Source organism: Streptomyces albicerus (assembly GCF_008905045.1).
Lineage (GTDB): Bacteria > Actinomycetota > Actinomycetes > Streptomycetales > Streptomycetaceae > Streptomyces > Streptomyces albicerus.
This window is the reverse complement of record NZ_VWMY01000086.1, coordinates 1-18,204: the sequence shown is the minus strand read 5'-3', so window position 1 is coordinate 18,204 and position 18,204 is coordinate 1. Positions and strand designations below refer to the sequence as shown.

Below are 18,204 nucleotides of genomic sequence, written 5' to 3'. Positions count from 1 at the left end.
ACTCTGGAGGACTCCATGGCCCGAAACGTCTCCTGGGAGCATGCCGTGGTGCTCGGCGGCGGATACGCGGGTCTGCTCGCTGCCCGCGTGATCGCGGACCACTTCCGCCAGGTCACCATCGTGGAGCGCGACCTGCTCGGGGACGAGCCGCACCGACCGGGCACCCCGCAGGCCCATCACCCGCACGGGCTGCTGGCCCGGGGAGCCGAGATTCTGGAGGCGCTGTTTCCCGGCCTGCGCTCCCAACTCCTGGGTGCCGGCTGCCCGGTAACGGACTTCGGCACCGGCACCAGGACTCTCTTCCCCAGCGGATGGGCGCCGAGCGAGGCGTTGGGCATCGATGTCCAGCTTCTGGCGCGCACCACGCTGGAGGGACTGCTGCGCCGACGCGTGACCGCACTGTCGGCTGTCACGCTTCGCGACAGGACACAGGCCGACGGGCTGATCGTCGGCCGCGACGGGCAGACCGCCGAGGTCGTGGTCCGCCGTCGAGGTCCCCAATCACCCGGCAAGGAGCCGGAGCGCATCCTCGCGGACCTCGTCATCGACGCCACCGGGCGCGGCAGTCGGCTTCCGCAGTGGCTGGACCTGGCAGGGCTGCACTGTCCCCCCATGTCAGTGGTGGACGGCCGCATCACCTACGCCTCCCGGCTGTACGCGCTCGATGCGGACCCGCACCGCGACTGGCTGGCCTCGTACGAGCCCACCCTGGCCCCCGCTGCCCCGCGCGGCGGCGTCGTCGCACGCGTCGGGCCGTGCCACTGGCTGCTCGGCCTGATCGGCGCGGCCGGACACACACCCCCCGCCGACGAGGCCGGCTTTCGCGCCTACGCCGCCGGCCTGCGCAACCCGGACCTCGCCGGAATCATCGACGAGGGTACCCCCCTCACCCCCATCCATCGCACCCGGGCCACCGCCAACCGTCTGCACCGCTACCACCGCGTCGACCACTGGCCCGGCCACGTGATCGCGCTCGGCGACTCCGTGTGCGCCCTCAACCCGGTCTACGGACAGGGCATGACCGTGGCTGCCCTGCAGGCAGCACTGCTGAGCACACTGCTCGACCGGTACGCCGAGACGGGCCGGCCGGCGCACCTGGGACCGGCGTTCCAGCAGGGTGCTGCCCGCCTCGTGCGCGGCCCCTGGCTGCTCAGCACCTCCGCCGACCGGGCCTGGGCCGCCGAGCGCGCGCCGCTCGCGAGCCGTCTCGCCACCGGCTATCTCACCGCCCTGACCGCACGGCTGCCCCAGCACACAGACCTGTTCCTGCGCTTCGCCCGCACGATGCACATGCTCGACACGCCGAGGGCCCTGGTCTCCCCCCGTGTAGTCGCCCAACTCTCCAGGCCAGCGCACTTCGGGCGAGCGAGGGAGGCGACCGTCGACGCCGCCTGAGCCCTCGCACCCCCACGACGCCGGCCACAGCCACACACCGAGGAGTCCACCCCGTCCCACCAAGGAGTACACCGTGATCACCGCTCCTCCCTCCGCCGCTGCGCCCACCGGCGCGGGCGGCATCCCGGTCCTCGGGCACCTGCTGCCCCTCATGGTCAAACGCATGGCGTTCATCCAGTCCCTGCGTGCCCAGGGAGATCTCGTCTGGATCCGGCTCGGTACGCACCCGGTCTGTGTCGTGAACTCACCCGAGCTGATCCATCGCGTACTCGTCACCGAGGCGCGCAAGTTCGAGAAGGGCCTAATCTTCGACAAGATGCGGCCATTCCTGGGCAACGGCCTGGTCACCTCCACCCACACGCACCACCGGCGCCAACGGCGCCTCGTACAGCCCGCGTTCCACCGGGAGCGGATCACCCGCTACGGCGATCTCATGCTCCGGTGCGTGGACGAGCGCATCGCCGACTGGCGGCCCGACCGCACCGTGCGCGTCGACATCGAGATGCAGAACCTGGTCGTCGACGTCCTTGCCGGCACGCTGTTCGCCTCCGGGGCCGGCAAGCGCGCGGCGGAGGAGATGCACCGCTCACTGCCTGCCTTCAACCAGGGGCTGACCAGGCGCACCCTCTCGCCCCCGTTCATGGACAGCATCCCCACCCCTGCCATCCGCCGCTTCAACACGGCCGCCGCGCGGTTGCGCTCCGTGGTGGAGGAGATGATCGCCGCCTACCGCGAGGCCGGCACCGACCACGGCGATCTGCTCTCCATGCTCCTGTCGGCCCGTGACGCGGACACCGGCGACGCCATGACGGACGAGGAGATCCGCGACGAGGTGATCAACCTGCTGATCGCCGGCATGGAGACCACCAACAGCACGCTCGCCTGGATCTGCCATGTCCTGGGCCGCCATCCGGAGGTCGACCAGCGCGTGTACGCGGAGGTTCGCGCGGCAGCCGGAGACCACCCCGTCCAGGCCGCGACGCTGCCCGAACTCCGGTACACCCGGCGGGTCGTGTGTGAGGTGTTGCGTCTGTACCACCCGCTGTGGCTGGTGATGCGCCGTTCCACCGCCCCCGTCGCACTCGGCGATGTCACGCTTCCCCCCGGCACTGACGTGGTGTTCAGCCCGGCGACACTGCACCGCGATCCCGTGCTCTACCCGGACCCACTGCGCTTCGACCCGGACCGCTGGCCGCTCCCGCAGACGGAGACGCTGCGGCACGCCTTCATCCCCTTCGGCGCAGGTAGCCGACAGTGCATCGGAGACGGGTTCGCCTGGACCGAACTCACCTTGGCGACGGCCCACATCGTGTCCCGCTGGAAACTGCGCCCCGCCACCGGCCACAACCTCCGCCCGGGCAACACCGTCGTGATCCACCCGGGGCGGCTCCCCATGATTCCCACCCCGCGCGTCGAGGACAGGTCCACGACGGTCGTCCCGAACACCAGCAAGCACCAACAGGAAGGCATGGGCTGAGATGAACACCGCTGACTTCGCCCACAGGGTGGCCCTGGTCACCGGCGGCGGCTCCGGCATCGGAGCGGCCTGCGCGACGCACCTGGCCGAGCTTGGCGCTGCGGTCGTCATCGCCGACGTCGACGAGGCGGCGGCCCACCGCACCGCCGACAAGATCAAGGCCACGGGCGGCAAGGCCCGGGGCGTACACGTAGACGTATCGCACCTTGGCACGGTCGGGTCGTTGGTCGACTCCATGACGGCCATCGAGGGCGCCTTGCACATCGCCGTCAACGCGGCCGGGATCCTCGGGCCGCTCGCGCCACTCGCCGAAGCCCCGGCCGCAGAGTGCCGCCGAGTCTTCGAAGTGAACATCATGGGCGTGTTCCACTGCATGCGGGCGGAACTCCCGGTGATGGCGGCGGCCGCGAGCGGGGCCATCGTCAACATCTCCTCGATCGCCGGCGAGGCGGGCTTCCCCACGATGTCGGCCTACACGGCGAGCAAGCACGCGATCATCGGCCTCACGCGCGCCGCCGCCCTGGAGTACGCGGCTGCCGGCGTCCGTGTCGTGGCGGTCGCGCCCGGTCCCGTGGACACACCGATGATCAAGCCTGCCATGCGGCTGGTGGAAGGGGCGGTCGCCGCCCAGCCGATCAAGCGCGTCGCCCGTCCCGAGGAGGTCGCGTCACTGGTGGCCTTCCTCGTCTCGGACGCCGCGGCCTACATCACCGGAAGCGTCCATCCGATCGACGGCGGCTATCTGGCGCAGTGAGGCGCCCACGGCAACAGACGGATGGGCAGCGAGGGCACATCGCGAGAAAAGGAGAAGCAGCCATGGACGTCGGGATCATTCTGCTGTTCGACGGACAACCGGGAAACACGCTGGCGGACGCCGGAGAGACCGCCAGGCGGATCGAGAGTATGGGCTTCGCTCACCTGTGGCTCCCGGACCACATCGTGCTCTTCGAGCGATACGCCCCCAACTACCCCTACAGCTCGGACGGCCTTCCTCCGCTCGGCCCTCGACAGGGATGGTACGACCCACTGTTCGGACTCGCCGCCGCGGCCAGGACCACCACCCGCCTGCGACTGGGCACCAACGTCCTGATCCTGCCCCAGCGCAATCCGTTGCTCCTGGCCAAACAGATCGTGGCCCTCGACCACCTGTCGGCAGGGCGGGTCGACGTCGGCGTCGGCCTCGGCTGGTCCCCGGAGGAGTACGCCGCCCTCGGAGTTCCGTACGAGCAGAGAGGCGCTCGCGCGGACGAGTACATCGCCGCAATGACCCGCATCTGGAAGGACGAACTCGCCACCTACGAAGGGAAGTTCCTCTCCTTCCGCAATGTCGTGGCACTGCCCAAGCCCGTCCAGCGGCCACGGCCGCCCATCCTCGTCGGTGGCCAGAGCCCACGCGCCCTGCGTCGCGCAGCCCGGCACGGCGACGGATGGATCAGCTGGATGCTGCCCGCAGAAGAGATCTCCCCGACGGCCGGGCGGCTTGAGGATGCCTGCGCGGCCGTGGGCCGCGACCCCACACACCTGCGCCGCATCCACGGCTTCACCTACACCACACCTGAGGCGTTCCAGACGTACGCGGACGCGGCCCGTGCGGCCGGAGCGGACGAAATCGCGGTACTCCCGTGGGTCCCGGACAGGGACCCGGGTGATGTCATCGCCGAGATCGCGAACTTGAGCGCTTCAAAGGGTGCTGCCATGTCGAAGAGACTCAGTGCGTAGCCGCCAGGAGGTGAACGCCGCAGGGCCAGGCCGTTTCGTATCCCGCGATCGCGCGGACCTGGCAGGCCGCGTGGAGCGAGTTCACCCCTTACATGGCCTTCCCGCCGGAGATAAGGACGCCAGCCGCAGGAGAACGCAGTCTCGGCGGCTGCGGCGGCAGCGCACGAAGAACGGCATCGAGATCCACCAGTCTGGCCGGGCGACGTCGGCGTGGCTGACCGGCCTGCCCGCAGGCGTGTGGAATCGAGTTGAGGCGGAAGCGCTCGACATCATCCTCGCCGGACTCGCCTGGCGGCCGCTGTCGGCGGCTACCGCGGGCTCGGGATCCGCGGCTACGAGGGACTGGGACCGGTGCGCTGGTGCCTGGACCTCGACCACCGGACCGGCGTGCCGTACCGGAAGCAGGAGTTGGTCGACTGACACTGACCGACCCCCAGTTCGGCCTGCCCGTCGCACGGGGCCCACCACCTCGATGCGATCTATCCGCCGCACGAGATGAAGAACTGGATCCGGCTGGACGATGAAGCCCGCACCGGCTTGATCGAGCTGCGGGTTCACCACCATCAACTACCCCTCGCTCCAGCCGGACTCGCCCAAGGCAGATCCCAAGTACGAGGTGCTCGTTGCCCGGAGTGATCGCCGGCTCGAGGGTGGGATGACTGATGAACACCCGGACTATGGATGGATCGTGCTCAGCAGCCCACTTGGGCACGTCGCGCGCGCTCTCGAAGGGAAGGTCACTGTCGCTGTCACGGAGGATGGCCAGCTTCGTGCACAGCTCCTTGCCCGGTGTCGCCAGCAGATGGGCGGCCCACTGACCGACCTTGGTGCCCATCGGGATGATGCTCAGGGCATCAATGAAAGCTTGCTTCGCTTCGTCGCCACCCGCCCAGGCCCGGCCGAACTCACGCACCACCGCGCCCTCGGTAACTCCTTCTACTAGGAGCAGGCGTTCGGCGAAGAGGGCCGACGAACGACTCGCGTCCAGGTGCAGTCGGGAGTGTAAATCTAACGGCGGATCCGACGATCATGGGAGAGACGTCAAGTGACTGACACCGCCGTGGAGTTGGAGACCGTGGAACCTGTCGAGAGTGCCCAGTTGGGGCAGCCTGCGCCCGTGTCCGACGAGCAACTGGTTGCGATGCTGGTAGAGCGGGCCCGGTCGGAGGGGCTGCAGCTGACCGGGCAGGGCGGGCTGCTGCAGCAGCTGACCAAGCGGGTCTTGGAATCTGCTCTGGAAGGCGAGATCACCGACCACCTCGGTTATGAGAAGCATGATCCGGCAGGGAAGAACAACGGCAACAGTCGTAACGGCACCCGCGCCAAGACCGTGCTGACCGACGTCGGACCGGTAGAGGTGAAGGTGCCTCGCGACACTGCCGGCAGCTTCGAACCGCAGATCGTCAAGAAGCGGCAGCGGCGCCTCACCGGCGTCGACGAGATGGTGCTGTCGTTGTCCGCGAAGGGCCTTACCCACGGGGAGATATCGGCTCATCTCGCCGAGGTCTACGGCGCCGAAGTGTCCAAGCAGACCGTCTCCGCCATCACCGACAAGGTCATGGAAGGCATGGCCGAATGGCAGAGCCGTCCCCTCGACCGCGTCTACCCCGTCCTGTTCGTGGACGCCATAAACGTCAAGATCAGGGTTCTGTCGACGATCTTGTGATCCGGACACTTGAGCGGGTCGTGTCAGCTGTTCGCGATCATGCATCGCGTGCTCTCGTAATGTGCTGTTGGAGTTGTTTCCGCACCTGTCCGCGCTGCTGATCGAGGAGGTCCAGCGGCGGCCGGACGAAGTGGTGCTGAGGCCGCGCGCGCGAGCGACGACCGCGGCCTGCCGGTGCGGCCAGGGCTCGGCACGGGTGCACGGCCGGTATGTACGCCAGCTGCGTGATGTCCCCGTGGGCGGGCTCGGCGTCGTGATCGAGTTATGCATACGCCGCTTCCGCTGCGAGAACCCTGCCTGCACGGCGGTGACGTTCGCCGAGCAGCTCGCGGGACTCACCACCCCGCACAGCCGCCATACCCCGCTGCTGCGTGCGATGTTGACGCAGATCGGGCTGGCCCTGGCCGGCCGGGCAGGTGCCCGCCTGGCGGCCGCGGTCGGCCTCACCGTGGGCAAGGACACGCTGTTGCAGCTGGTCAGGTCCCTGCCCGAGCCGGAAATCGGCAAGGTGGAGATCCTCGGTGTCGACGACTTCGCCTTCCGCAAGGGCCGCCACTACGGCACGGTCCTGATCGACATGGCCACCCACCGACCACTGCACCTCTACGACGGTCGCGAAGGCGAGGACCTGGCCGCCTGGCTCCGCGATCACCCCGAGGTGAAGGTCATTTGCCGGGACCGTTCCAGCGGTTACGGAGAGGGCGCTCGGGTCGGGGCGCCGCAGGCCAAACAGGTCGCGGATCGCTATCACCTGTGGGCCAACCTCGGCCAAGCGGTCGAAAAGACGGTCAATGCCCATCGCTCCCGCCTGGCCGAAAAGCCTCCCGGCTCGGCCTCCAGCCCGGGCCACCTGGAGATGGAGCCCGAGGTGGTCCAGCCGCCGAAAGAGCTGAAGATCGTGACCCGGCTGCGGGAGCAGCATGCTGCCGCCCACGAGCTGTGGCAGCAGGGGATGTCGAAGGCGGCGATCGGACGGAAGCTCGGGCTGCACCAGGCCACCGTCCGCAAACTGGTCAACGCCCGCTCCGCCGACGATGTCGTGGCCAAGAACCTCCAACGAGCGCATGTCGTCGACCCGTACATCGGCTACCTGCACCGGCGCTGGAATGAGGGCGTCAGGAACGCCTCCCAGCTCTACCGCGAGATCAAGCAACTCGGCTATCTCGGCGGCGAGTTGGCCGTTCAGCGGCATCTGCGGCGCTACCGGACCGGGCGTGGCCACGCACCCGACCCGGGACCGAAGCCTCCTTCGGTCCGCGAAGTCACCTCCTGGATCATGACCCACCCCGAGCACCTGCGGGACGAGGACGCCGACAAACTGCACCGGCTGCGTGAGCGCGATCCCGAACTCGACCGGCTCACTCTTCACATCAGGAAGTTCGCCGCGATGATGACCGGACGCCACGGCGACCGCCTCGAAGACTGGATCACCGATGTCGAACGGGACAGTCTGGCTCCGCTTGCGGGCTTTGCCCGCAACCTCCGCCGCGACTTCGCCGCGGTCCGCAACGGGCTGTCTCTGCCGCACAGTTCCGGCGCCGTCGAGGGCAACATCAACCGGCTGAAGATGCTGAAACGCCAGATGTTCGGCAGGGCCAGTCTCGATCTCCTTCGCAAACGCGTCCTGCTCACACGGTGAGCCTCGACCGTCCGGATCACAAGATCGTCGACAGAACCAAGATCAGGGACGGGCAGGTCGCGAACCGTCCGGTCTATGTCGTGATGGCGGTGACCACCGAAGGGACCCGGGACATCCTGGGGATCTGGACCGGTGACGGCGGCGAGGGTGCGAAGTACTGGCTGCATGTGTTCACCGAGCTGAAGAACCGCGGCCTGGACGATGTGCTGATGCTGGTCTGCGACGGGCTCAAGGGACTGCCCGAGGCCGTGGAGGCCGTCTGGCCTCGCACGATTGTCCAGACGTGTGTGGTGCACCTGCTGCGCAACTCGTTCCGTTACGCCGCACGTCAGGACTGGGACAAGGTCGCCAAGGCACTCAAGCCCGTCTACACCGCGCCCAGCGAGGACGCGGCGACGGAACGGTTCCTGGAGTTCCAGGAGGCGTGGGGGAAGAAGTATCCGGCGATCGTTAAGCTGTGGTCGGACGCCTGGGCCGAGTTCGTGCCCTTCCTCTCCTTCGACGTCGAGATCCGCAAGGTCATCTGCAGCACGAATGCGATCGAGAGCGTCAACGCCCGCATCCGCAGAGCCGTCCGCGCCCGCGGACACTTCCCCAACGAGGTCGCCGCCCTCAAGTGCATCTACATGGCGCTGATGAGCCTGGATCCGACGGGGAAGGGCCGCAAGAGGTGGACCATGCGATGGAAGGCACCCCTGAACGCGTTCCAGATCACCTTCGAGGGCCGCCTGACCTCGAACAACAACTGACCACTCAACAACCAAGATCAGCCGTTAAATTGACACACCCGTGCAGTCTGGCCATGGGGAGCGTGGCATCGCGATGGTGGTCCGGGACGACGTCCTTGACGCAGCGGCTGACACTTCCATGGTCGGTCCGACGCACGACGACGAGCTCCGTGGGATCGCAGGCTGTGATGATGTCACTCGCGTGACTGGTGAGGAGCACCTGCAGCTCGGGTCGTGCCTTGACTGTTCTGCGCAGGTAACGGACCAACGAGTGCTGCAGCTGAGGGTGGAGATGGGCTTCAGGCTCCTCGATGACGACCGTTGCGTGGAAAGGGGCGGTGGAGAAGAAGGAATCTTCCTCGGAGGCCGCCTCAGCTTGTGCTTGCGCCAGGTTCTCGAACGCCTGCCGCGCCTGCTCCTCCTCGGACGGGGGTTCGTGATCGATGCTCTCTGATGGGTCCGTCGGGGCGAGGGGGATCTCGGTGGAATCAGGTATCGCAGCCAACGTCACAGCAATATGCAGCAGGTTGACGTACCCAAGGCCCGAGACCTCCAGAGGACGGGCTGCGGAGCGGCCTTCGATCACAGCGAGCATGATCTCCAGGACGCGGGCGAGATAGGTGTCGTCAATGACTTGACCGCGCACGTAGGGCCATTGTGGGCTCACGCCGGCGGTCAGTCTGCCCAGCTGTTCGCCGATGCGAGCCTCAACGGCGTCGATCAGACTGTCCTTGGCGAGATCCTCCAATAGCCGGGAGGCACGGGCTCGTAGAGCCACCAGGTTGCGGCTGCCGTGGAGTTCCTGCTGCCGTGCGCGGAGTAGCTCCACCAAGATGCGCGCCTCGCGGCGGGCGAGCTCGTCCAGCGGATGACGCCATGCGGGCAGATAGATCAGCTTGAACTGGTCGATCTTCCGGGCGAGGCTGTGGCTGCTTGTCAGGCGCGAGGTGACGGTTCCCAGTTGTCGGTGAAGGGAGACACTCCAGGATTCAGCTTCGCGACCGAGCCGTCGATGCGCTGTGGTGTGTATCTCGCGGCCGAGGCGCCCCTCGGCATGGAGGTCGTCGGCCAGGGTGTACGCGATGTCTATGCTGCGCTCGACGCCGATATCTGGCGGTGCCAGCGCGGCTGACGTCGGTCTTGGGAGCACCGGAAACCGGCTCCCTGGGTGTGCAAGGTAGAGCGCGTCCGTGAGGGTGGTCTTGCCCGCGCCGTTCGGCCCGATCATCACGCTGAACCTGCCGGGAAGGTCGCAACTTATTGGCGTCTCTGCGCTTGCGCGTAGTCCGCTTACTTTGACGCGACTCAGATACATGGCAGGCCCCCGATCGACTCCGTCACTCTGGCAACATCATCGCTCAGCGGTCTGCTTCGCTGCCGAGAATCCCCTTGCCCAGCTGGATCTGCCTTTTGGCTCGGCGGTGTAGCGGCGCTGGCTGGGCGTATGACGAGGCTGCTCGACGGAAGGCGTAGACCGTACCCGGAGGAGGGCGACTGGGCGGCTCTCGTCTTTCAAGAGCCGTGGCTGGTGGACTTGGTTGGCCCTTCACGGACTTTCCGCCGGCATGCCGGGCAGGCGTGGTGGCCGCTGCCACGAAGAGGCCCCGCCGGTTTGCTCCGGTGGGGCCTCTTCGTGTGGCTGGTCAAGATGGTCTGAGGGTTCCTTCGTGGGCTCCGTTGTACTCGGGCTCGCCGCTGTCGAGCACCCGAAGCAGGGACGTGGTGACGACCCGCGTGCTGCGGCCGATGCGGAGCACGCGGCACGGGAACTTCCCCTGGCGAACGAGGTCGTAGCCCTTCGCCCTCGAGAATCCGAACGCCTTGGATGCTTCCTCCACGCTCCCTGTCCCGCCCCAGGTGGCACGGATGTGCGTGGGGCTGTACCGGGAAACCTGTGTCGCGCTGTTCTGTGTATGCATGTCTGGGTGTTGGGCCCTTTTCAAGACGGGTTTCTGTGGCGGAAATATCCCTGAGCTTGCTGGCGTTTGCCTCTGGCATCGTGGTCGTGCAGGGGGAGTGGTGGGGCTGAAGCTGTTCAACACGCAAAGCGGCGTGACCGAGGTCGTGCCGCGTCTGGCTGAGGTCGAGGAGGACGTACAGGACCTCGTCGAGGCGCACATGGAGAAGATGCTTGGCGTCACGTTCCTTGCGAGCGAGTACGTCATTGACTGTGTCGACGGCGGGCGGATCGACTCGCTGGGCCTCGACGAGAACGGTGCACCCGTGATCGTCGAGTACAAGCGTGGCACCGACGCCGGGGTGATCAACCAGGGCCTGTACTACATGGCCTGGCTGACGAACCACAAGGACGCCTTCCGGAGTCTGGTCCGCGACCGGCTCGGGGTGCCGGCAGCGTCCCAGATCCTGTGGAGCGCACCGCGGCTGATCTGTGTGGCCGGCGACTTCACGCGCTACGACGTCCACGCCGTACGTGAGCATCGGCGCTCGATCGACCTGGTGCGCTACCGGTACTTCGGCAGCGGCCATTTCGGCCTTGAGACGGTGGCCTCGGTCACGGGGCATTCGGCCAGGGCCAAGCGGGTACGCCGCCGCGTGGCCGGGGCGTCGCCGGTTCGGCACCAGGGCGGTGCGATGGCCGAGCTGGCTGCCGCGGTCGACGAGGTCCTCGTCGGCCTCGGCGACGGTGTCACCCGGGTGCAGCGCAAGCAGTACCTCGCCTATCAGCGGCTGCGGAACTTCGCATGCCTCATCCCGCCCCAGCAGACCAAGGTGCTGGTCTACCTGAAAGCGGACCCGACGGCAGTCGATCTGGCGCCCGGCTTTACCCGGGATGTGACCGGGCTCGGCCACCATGGCACGGGAGACCTGGAGGTTCAGCTGCGCACGGAGCGGGACCTGGAGCGCGCCCAGGACCTATTCCGGCTCAGCTACGCCGCGGCGTGAAAGTGCAAGGGCCCCCACGGCCATGTGCGCTTCACAGATGAAGTTGTGGTTGGTCGTGATGCTGCCTTTCGACGTGGCGGTCAGGTAGTGGCGGTGGAGCTATAAGTATTCGGTGGATCCCCGGTTTCGGTAACCGGGGATCCACCGCTATATTGCCGGCCGCTCAGAGCTCGGCGTACTCACGCAGGGCTGCGAGGAACACCGTTGTGTCCGCGCGTGCGGGCCCAAGGCCCTTGCGGATTCGGGCGCTCTGCTGGATCACGAACGCTCGCTGCTCGTCGGGGAGATGGTCCAGCACGGTTCGGTGCGGACCGCGGCGAGGTGGTTGCGGGAGCCTGCCCAGCACCGGCATCCCGTGGCGGGCCAGTTCCATGTCCACCGTGGTGTCGAAAGAATCCGGGTCGTGCTGATCGTGTGCGCACCAAAGGAGCAGGCCGGTCAGGGGGATTTCGGCGAAGGGGACTCTCGCCAGGCGATGGTGAAGCCAGGCGACTGCGGACTCAGCAGGAGTAAGTGCGATGGTGCGGCGCTGTAGTTCCCCGGCGTGCATCCTGGTGATCTTGGTCGTTCTCGGAAAGTGCCCGTCGGCGACGATGAGGTGGTCATCGGCCAGAGGAGAGAATGCCTGCAGGGGCAGGTCCACCCAATGGCGCTTGACCAAGATGATGTGGTCGAATGCCGCGCGCGCCCGGGTGATGTCGGCTTCGAGGTCGCCGTGCACGTAATTGGCCTCGCCCTTGAACATGGCGCCGGCACCGCCGGTCAATCGTGCGCGTTGCCACGCGGCTGTCGCACTTCCGTTCTGGCTCCGGCTGTTGTCCGCCCTGAGTACCAGTGTGTTCAGGCCCTGGTGAGCCCAGGCGGCGGCGAGCTGCTCGGCAGTGTCCAGCAGGCCGTCTCCCCAGGGATCGATGAGCTGGAGGATGTGCCCGGTGCGGCCGTCACAGTTGGTGTCTGCCGCGGGGGAGTGTTCGCTGAGGAACGTCGCAAGGACATGAGCGCGGGCACGGCCCGGGCGCCGAGCGGGGCGGGCGTCGTCGCTGTACACCGTTTGGACTTTGAGGCGCCCCGAGTCGAAAGTCTGGACGCATTGCCGCTGGCTGCAGAGGTGTCCGTCGAGGTCCGCTGTTAGTCCTGGTCCAGCTACCGACTCGGCGAGTGCTGTGGCTACGTTGTCATCGTGCAGACGGGCGTCCTGCGTCAGCCGTCGCCGCACTGTCCACGTCAGGCCCGATCCGTGCGGCTCGCTGGTGAATGTCACCTTGCTGCCGGCGGCCATCGACTCCCATAGATGCAGGCGGCGCAGCAGTGCACTGGCCAGGCCGGGGCACACGGCGTGCGGGTCCACGGGCTTGGCCGCCTTGCTCCTCGTTTGCGCGGTGCGGCTGGGACGCCGGGGCCGCGGCGTTGGATCGTGCGGGGTGTCTTTGGTCCACAACGGAACGTGCTGCCGGCCCTCCACCGCTTCGCGGTGCGCCTTCAGTGCGGCGGCGAGATCGTAGCTCTGGGGGCCCAGGAGGGTCACGCGTCCGGCGCCGGTCCTGCCCAGGAGCAGCTCGATACCCCGGCGACTGGCGTAGGCCCGCAGGTCCAGGACGCCGTGCCGGGACCTGCGCCTGTCCCGGTAGGGAAGCAGGGGCAGCAGCGAGGTGAGAGGCTGAGCCGATTCCAGGCGTAGCACCAGGTGGTCGGCGTAGGGGGCGACTTCACTGATGCCCAAGGGGTGGCGGCCTTGTCCCATGCCGAGGGCTTGCAACAGGTGGGATTCCAGCCTTGCCTGGTCGCCGGCCTTGGCGACAGGCAGCGGCTCGGACCAGTCCCGAAGTTCGCCCAGGCGGCGCCGTGCTGTTGCCAGGGACTCGCCGGTGAGCTGGCGTCGGACATCGACGATGTACTGCTCGATGAGCATCACGCTCTCCCTTTTTTCTGCCCCGACCCGGCAGAAGGCGCGTGAAGATTAGAATCTAAGGCTGTGTGCGGGCAATACGCGAGGAGGTGTTGTCCGTCGGTGCCAGGGTCGGTTCGTGGCACTCGGAACTGGCCGCCTCGTACAGCCAGGTAGGAAGAACGGAACCGTACCGGCCGCTGCTCATGCAAGCTCGGAGTGCGAGATGAGGGAATGTCGCCCCGAGAGGATTACGGCCGGTTGGCTCAAACAAGGGGGCGGAGCAGGCATCTGACCGGTTCATGAGGTCGGCCGCGTGCGGCTCTCCGCTCCGTGGACCGGCGAAGCCGGCGGGGTGACTGATGACTGCTGATCCCTAGGGTGCTCCCAGTCCGCAGAAGCCGGCGAGGACGCTTGGGGACAGGCCAATTGTGAATCCCGTGCGGGGCATGCGGCGGACGATGGCCTGCCAGAGTTCGGGCGCAAGGCTGGAGGGAGGCCGTTCCACCGTGGCCCGGAGGTCGAGTACGGCCGTCTTGCCGGCGTCTTGGAGGACGAACTGCTGGTCGCTGCCGTAGTTCTCGTCGGTGTCTCCGCGGAACCTCTTGAGGAGGAGCGGCAGGCCGCAGACGGGGTCCACCAGGGCCGCCACGATGTTGTGCGGCCCTGGACCCTGCTCGCGGGCATGGGAGGACCGCAGGACCATCCGTGCCACGTCGAAGGCCGCGCCGCGATGGCCGTCGGCCATGAAGGTGTTGGCGACGGTGTGGAGGAGAGCAGCGCGCCGGAGCAGACCGCTGCCTACTGATCTCTTCGGGTTGTTGTCGGATGGTGGGTGAGGGTGAGTCTGGTGCCGCTGAGACAGCCGTCGATGAGGTGAGGGCGGTGCTGGATGTATCGCAGGCCTCGGCGGAGGGTGCGTTCGAGGTGGTCGTCGTCGGTGAAGGCGACATTCGCCAGCGGGCCGCGCCGTAACAGCGACCAGATGCCCTCAACCGGGTTCAAGTCCGGTGCATAACAGGGCAGTTGCACGATAGTGAGCCAGTCGTGTTCAGCGGCGTATTGACGCATCCCGGCGGCCCGGTGGGTGTTGAGATTGTCCCAGACGAGAACGATGGGGGCGTTGAGTTGGATGTGGGCGCGCACGACCAGGTCGCGGTAGTCGCTCCAGGCGAAGCTGTTGCGTCCGGTGCCCCGGTACTTGCGGTGTCGGCGGGGCCGGTAGATCAGCCGGGACACGTCGCCCGGCTTGTAGCAGCACATGGCGGCGATCGAGATGCGGCGCCAGGACCGGCCGCGCACCCGCACCACCGGCGTGCGACCCCGCGTGCCCCAGGTGCGGGCGCGCGGCGGGGTCATCGCAAACCCGGCCTCGTCCTCGAAGACGACGTAAGCCCCCAGCACCGCCGCAGTCATTCCACCTGCGGCCACACGTCCTTCTTCCACAGCTCGACCGCATGCTCGTCGCGTTCCAGCGCCCGGCGGGCGGGAGACTGCCAGGACCAGCCGTGCCGGTGCAGCAGCCGCCACACCGCCGCCATCGAGCAGTCGACCTGGAACTTCCAGGCGATCACCGCTCTGATCCGCGCCACGGTCCACCGCTGGTCCTCCCAGCCGTGCTCGGCCGGTCCGAGCGCCAATTCCTTCTCCAACTCGGCGAACTGGCCATCCGACAACTTGGGCAGTTTCGGCGGCCCCGTGGAGGCCAGGGCATCCATCCCCGCCCTCCCGCCAGGCCCGCCGCCAGCGTTCCACGGACCGCTCACTGACCCGCAGATCCTTCGCGATCACCGCGGTCTTCTCGCCGCGGGCGAACCGCTCACCGGCCTCGTACCGGATCCGCTCGCGAAACCGCCGCCGCTCCGCGGTCAGTCCGCCGCCCTGCGCGTATCGCATACCACCGGCGTACCGCAGGGATCACCACGCGTCACCCGACAACACCCCGAAGAGATCAGTAATTGCCTCGTATCGAGAGTTTTCGATGGCGCGGAACGACGGCCTGCTCCCCGCACAGCGCTCACTGCGCGGCGCACCAGCTGACACGGCTTCCGAGCTGGACAGCCGAACGGATACGCCCACGCGCCCCGGACCGCAGGGCTTCATGGCCAGCTGGCGAGGCAGTGAGTCGGGCCGTTGGGGGGGCTCAGCGGCGGTCCAGCGCGTCTATCAGCTTGCCGAGGTTCCGCACCGCACGATCGGAGGCGCCTCTGGCTGCCAGAGCCCCCAGGACAACGTCCCGCGAGCCATTGTCAAGAGTTGTGGATCGGGTCGCTCGCGTCGGTGATGCTGTCGCTCGGGTTGAGGAGGTAGGCGCCCCTCGCGACGCCTTGCAGGATGCTGTCGGCGGTTGCCTCAGCGGTCAGGTTGGTGGAATCCAGGACGTGGTCCTCATAAGCGCCCAGGTTGCTGAACTGGCCGTGCAGTGAGCGGATCGGCTCGGGGTCGGTCAAAGCGTCGTTGGCCCGGCTCGTTGCCCTTTCCAGCGTGGTTTGTTGGTTCGGCCGAAGGATGATGTAGCTCAGCGGCACAGCCCGCTCCTGGGCCGTTGCGCGGAAGAGGTCGATGAACCAGGGGCCGACGATGCCGTCGCAAATCACCTGGTAGCCGCCCTCGGCGTAGCCAAATGCAGCCGAGACCAATACCTGCAGAACCACCTGGTTCTGCTCATGTGCTTCGGGCAGGTAAGGCGCGATCCAGCCCTGCTTGATGTAGCGCCAAAAGTCGTCACTGTGCAGGTGAACGCTGGGAGTCAGGTGATCGGCCAGCAGCTTCGCCACAGTGCTCTTGCCGGCTCCGGGCGGCCCGGTCAGGACGATCACCTGGCCAGGGTGAGGGGACGTCTGATCGAGGGTCGGCGGGTTCATGCCGCCACCGTCCCACGTTCGACCAGCTCGCCGCTCTCGAATTTGGCTCCCGCGCGAACAAGGGGCACAAGGTGGGCGCCAGTGATCGCGCGCCAGCGTGCTTGGGCGGACTCGACGAGCTTGAACACCATCGCGAGGGCCGCGGCCGGGCTGCCGGCGCCACGGGTGACCTTGGTGCGGAGTTTGACGGTGGAGAACGTCGACTCGATCGGGTTCGTACCCGGTATGAACGTCGGTGGAGGCCCGTTCTGGTACTGGCACTGACGGGGCGTGTTTCCCGTCGTACGGTGCGACCGTCCGGGCCAGGGGCATCCGGGGATTCAGTATGGGCAGGCCGGTGTTGCACCATGGGCTGTGCGCCCGAGTTTGTAGTTGGCCGCCCCTGCGACCTGCCAGGATGCGCTGCGAGCGCGGATCCGTAGGTGTCGTTTCGCCCAGCTGGTCCCCAGCCGTACGAGAGGATCAGAGGGAGGCGGCCATGGGCCGCAAGATTGGAATGGACGTCCATCGCGACTTCGCTCAGATCGCGATGGTCGAGGACGGATTCCTCCAGGACGCCGGGCAGATCGGCTGCCGCCCCGAGGAACTGCAGGCCTGGGCCGAGACGCTGCGCGCGGACGACGAAGTCGCGCTGGAGGCCACCGGCAACTCGGAGGCGATTGCCCTGTTGCTGCGCCCGAAGGTAGCGCGGGTCGTGGTCTCGAACCCGCACAAGACCAGGGCGATCGCGGAAGCGAAGGTGAAGACCGACAAGGTCGATGCACGCATCCTGGCCCAGCTCCTGGCCGCGGACTTCCTGCCGCCGGTATGGCTGCCCGATGACCGCACAAGCCGCAGGCGACGCCTGATCGCGCGTCGCATGCACGTGGTTCGCCAGCGCACCAGGATCAAGAATCAGGTCCAGTCGATCCTGCACCGGAACCTGATGCCCCGGCCGCCCGTCAGCGACGCGTTCGGTACTCGCGGGCGTGCCTGGCTGCAGCATCTGCCGCTGCCGGACGACGAGCGCGAGGCCGTCGACGCCCTGCTGCGCCAACTGGACTTCCACGGCGGCGAACTGGCAGAGCTGGACCGCAAAGTCGCCGTCGAGGCGCTGGACGATCCGGACATCCGCCGGCTGATGACGATCCCCGGAGTCGACGTCAACGTCGCCCTGTCCGTCGTCGCGGCCGTCGGTGACTTCGCCCGCTTCCGCTCCGCCGACAAGCTCGTCGCCTATTTCGGCCTCAACCCCCGCGTCCGCCAGTCCGGCGGGCTCCCGGCCGCCACGGGCCGGATCACCAAAACCGGCCGCTCCCAGGTCAGGGGGATGCTGGTCGAAGCCGCCTGGGTAGCCTCCCGTTCGCCGGGACCGCTGCGCGCCTTCTACGAGCGCATCAAGTCCCGCCGCGGCATCCAGGTTGCCATCGTCGCCACCGCACGGAAGATGACCACCTTGTGCTGGCACCTGATCACCAAGGGCGAGGACTACGCCTTCGCCCGCCCCAGCCTGGTCGCCTTCAAACGGCGCAAGCTCCAGCTGCAGGCCGGTGCCGAACGTCGCATCGCCCGCCGCGGCATGGGCTACGAATACAACGACAAGATCCTTCGCCGGCACGAACGGGAGATCGTCGAGCAGCAGGAACGCGCCTATGCGGTGTTCGCCGCGCACTGGCAGTCACATCGCCCGGCACCCGATCAGCAGTCCAGTTCCGGATGAACTCGCCGCCGGGCTTGCCGATTTCATCCGTGATGAGCAACAGCCTCCGGTTGCGGCGTTTTCAGCCGCTGCGCTAACTGCATGCGCCGGGGTGAGGGGCGGACGGGCCCGCGCCCGTCCGCCCCTCGGTGTCTTCAGGCGTCTTCAGGTAAGGAGGGTGGCCTGGTAGCCCGCGCGCTCCACCGCCTCGATCAGCATCGCGTGCTCGACGGCGCTGTCCTCGGTCAG

Annotated in this window: 11 protein-coding genes and 4 pseudogenes; 9 read left to right on the top strand and 6 right to left on the bottom strand. The window is 67.5% G+C overall.

Features of this window, described 5'->3' with window-relative positions; translation table 11 throughout:
- The first annotated feature begins 15 nt into the window (after nt 1-15).
- The 7 genes and pseudogenes from GAS53_RS46865 to GAS53_RS46835 all read left to right on the top strand — a co-directional run.
- Entirely contained in the window at nt 16-1,395 is a 1,380-nt protein-coding gene (locus GAS53_RS46865; protein ID WP_225859546.1) for an FAD-dependent oxidoreductase, read from the top strand.
- 73 nt (nt 1,396-1,468) lie between these two features.
- The gene (locus GAS53_RS46860; protein ID WP_151483898.1) at nt 1,469-2,872 is read left to right on the top strand and encodes a cytochrome P450; all 1,404 of its coding nucleotides are present in this window, start codon (nt 1,469-1,471) and stop codon (nt 2,870-2,872) included.
- Between the two features lies 1 nt (nt 2,873).
- Nucleotides 2,874-3,626 (top strand): SDR family NAD(P)-dependent oxidoreductase, encoded by a 753-nt coding sequence (locus tag GAS53_RS46855; protein ID WP_151483897.1) that lies wholly within the window; start codon nt 2,874-2,876, stop codon nt 3,624-3,626.
- A 62-nt stretch (nt 3,627-3,688) separates the two neighbouring features.
- Nucleotides 3,689-4,591 carry an LLM class F420-dependent oxidoreductase gene (locus GAS53_RS46850; protein ID WP_151483896.1) on the top strand — a complete coding sequence of 301 codons (903 nt, stop codon included), beginning with the start codon at nt 3,689-3,691 and terminating at the stop codon, nt 4,589-4,591.
- 1,141 nt (nt 4,592-5,732) lie between these two features.
- A pseudogene (locus tag GAS53_RS46845) lies at nt 5,733-6,236 on the top strand (transposase); the annotation flags it as partial.
- 82 nt (nt 6,237-6,318) lie between these two features.
- Nucleotides 6,319-7,896: an ISL3 family transposase gene (locus tag GAS53_RS46840; protein ID WP_225859545.1), complete on the top strand. Its 1,578-nt coding sequence runs from the start codon at nt 6,319-6,321 to the stop codon at nt 7,894-7,896.
- 38 nt (nt 7,897-7,934) lie between these two features.
- Nucleotides 7,935-8,645: pseudogene (locus GAS53_RS46835) on the top strand (IS256 family transposase); the annotation flags it as partial.
- A gap of 4 nt (nt 8,646-8,649) precedes the next feature.
- Here the strand turns inward: GAS53_RS46835 and GAS53_RS46830 are convergent.
- Nucleotides 8,650-9,852, bottom strand: a complete 1,203-nt coding sequence (locus GAS53_RS46830) for an AAA family ATPase (RefSeq protein WP_192583592.1) — start codon at nt 9,850-9,852, stop codon at nt 8,650-8,652.
- A 788-nt stretch (nt 9,853-10,640) separates the two neighbouring features.
- Between GAS53_RS46830 and GAS53_RS46820 the strand changes: the two genes are divergently transcribed.
- Nucleotides 10,641-11,528 (top strand): DUF5655 domain-containing protein, encoded by an 888-nt coding sequence (locus GAS53_RS46820; RefSeq protein ID WP_151483893.1) that lies wholly within the window; start codon nt 10,641-10,643, stop codon nt 11,526-11,528.
- Between the two features lie 163 nt (nt 11,529-11,691).
- On the opposite strand, the gene GAS53_RS57215 is transcribed toward GAS53_RS46820, so the two are convergent.
- The 5 genes and pseudogenes from GAS53_RS57215 to GAS53_RS57210 all read right to left on the bottom strand — a co-directional run.
- A complete protein-coding gene (locus tag GAS53_RS57215) occupies nt 11,692-13,437 on the bottom strand; it encodes a hypothetical protein (RefSeq protein ID WP_225859544.1) in 1,746 nt (581 codons plus the stop codon).
- Between the two features lie 352 nt (nt 13,438-13,789).
- Nucleotides 13,790-14,161 carry a hypothetical protein gene (locus GAS53_RS46810; RefSeq protein ID WP_151483892.1) on the bottom strand — a complete coding sequence of 124 codons (372 nt, stop codon included), beginning with the start codon at nt 14,159-14,161 and terminating at the stop codon, nt 13,790-13,792.
- Nucleotides 14,162-14,214: 53 nt separating this feature from the next.
- Nucleotides 14,215-15,309, bottom strand: a pseudogene (locus tag GAS53_RS58865) (IS630 family transposase).
- A gap of 353 nt (nt 15,310-15,662) precedes the next feature.
- Nucleotides 15,663-16,232 carry an AAA family ATPase gene (locus tag GAS53_RS46795; RefSeq protein WP_151483891.1) on the bottom strand — a complete coding sequence of 190 codons (570 nt, stop codon included), beginning with the start codon at nt 16,230-16,232 and terminating at the stop codon, nt 15,663-15,665.
- Between the two features lie 41 nt (nt 16,233-16,273).
- Nucleotides 16,274-16,495, bottom strand: a pseudogene (locus GAS53_RS57210) (IS256 family transposase); the annotation flags it as partial.
- Between the two features lie 260 nt (nt 16,496-16,755).
- Here GAS53_RS57210 and GAS53_RS46785 point away from each other — a divergent pair.
- Nucleotides 16,756-17,976 carry an IS110 family RNA-guided transposase gene (locus GAS53_RS46785; protein ID WP_404829419.1) on the top strand — a complete coding sequence of 407 codons (1,221 nt, stop codon included), beginning with the start codon at nt 16,756-16,758 and terminating at the stop codon, nt 17,974-17,976.
- Nucleotides 17,977-18,204 lie beyond the last annotated feature (228 nt).

Bases quoted from the DNA above. Each gene is read 5' to 3' on its own strand.
- GAS53_RS46865 (WP_225859546.1), top strand. From the start codon at position 16: ATGGCCCGAAACGTCTCCTGGGAGCATGCCGTGGTGCTCGGCGGCGGA.
- GAS53_RS46855 (WP_151483897.1), top strand. From the start codon at position 2,874: ATGAACACCGCTGACTTCGCCCACAGGGTGGCCCTGGTCACCGGCGGC.
- GAS53_RS46850 (WP_151483896.1), top strand. From the start codon at position 3,689: ATGGACGTCGGGATCATTCTGCTGTTCGACGGACAACCGGGAAACACG.
- GAS53_RS46830 (WP_192583592.1), bottom strand. From the start codon at position 9,852: ATGATCGGGCCGAACGGCGCGGGCAAGACCACCCTCACGGACGCGCTC.
- GAS53_RS57215 (WP_225859544.1), bottom strand. From the start codon at position 13,437: ATGCTCATCGAGCAGTACATCGTCGATGTCCGACGCCAGCTCACCGGC.
- GAS53_RS46810 (WP_151483892.1), bottom strand. From the start codon at position 14,161: ATGGCCGACGGCCATCGCGGCGCGGCCTTCGACGTGGCACGGATGGTC.
- GAS53_RS46785 (WP_404829419.1), top strand. From the start codon at position 16,756: ATGGGCCGCAAGATTGGAATGGACGTCCATCGCGACTTCGCTCAGATC.